Here is a 704-nt window from a genome sequence, read left to right as displayed (position 1 = left end):
TATCCCCCTCTGTTCTTCTGATATCAGCTTAACAAGATAAGGGGGTATGACTCAAATCCAATTTTGGGGCTTAAAAGCTTGCACTTTATAAAAACGGAAAGCCGCTTACCTATCGTCACGGCTTCCCACTACGCCTTATTGTTCCCGGATGGTACGGCATGGCATCTGTAAAATGGCTCCGGCGGATCACTGTATTAAATCAACCATTTCAGGGGCCATTTCAATCGCTTGACTATGTAATGATTCTTGAACCTGGCAAGTATCAAGGCGCAATCCCCATCACTAATGTAAAAGTAAACTCTTCTTTTGTTTTTCCGTCCAACCAATCTTCTCTCCACCGTGGTGTGCATATCATCTATGGCGTGGCGTGGTCGGGCATTTCTCCAGTTGCTGTGGTAGAAGTGAGCGAAGATGGAGGGCAACAGTGGAGCCATGCGGACTGGTGCGATCCCTCAATTCCTTACTCATGGCGACGATGGAAATACCGCTGGAAAGCTACTCAGCCAGGTACCTATACACTAAAAGTGAAGGCAACAGATCGATCCGGCCAATCGCAGCCTGAGAAGGCACAGTGGAATGTTAAGGGGTACGGAAACAATTCCATTCATACAATCACAGTTTATATTGACTAGGATGTGTCTGAAAACTCATTATTGAGTTAGTTTAAAGATGGACGCGACATATACAAACGCTAGGAATGATTT

1 protein-coding gene and 1 pseudogene are annotated in these 704 nt (G+C 45.3%); both read left to right on the top strand.

The window, feature by feature from the left end:
- Positions 1 to 89: 89 nt before the first annotated feature.
- Positions 90 to 206 (top strand): annotated as a pseudogene (locus tag AC3WQH_RS25530) (molybdopterin-dependent oxidoreductase); the annotation flags it as partial.
- A gap of 33 nt (positions 207 to 239) precedes the next feature.
- On the top strand, positions 240 to 632 hold the full coding sequence (locus AC3WQH_RS25525) for a molybdopterin-binding protein (RefSeq protein WP_255344300.1): 393 nt from the start codon (positions 240 to 242) through the stop codon (positions 630 to 632).
- Positions 633 to 704: the final 72 nt, after the last annotated feature.

The sequence above is a fragment of the Brevibacillus sp. FW301-21C12A genome, from assembly GCF_058788915.1.
This window is presented reverse-complemented; position numbering and strand designations above follow the sequence as displayed.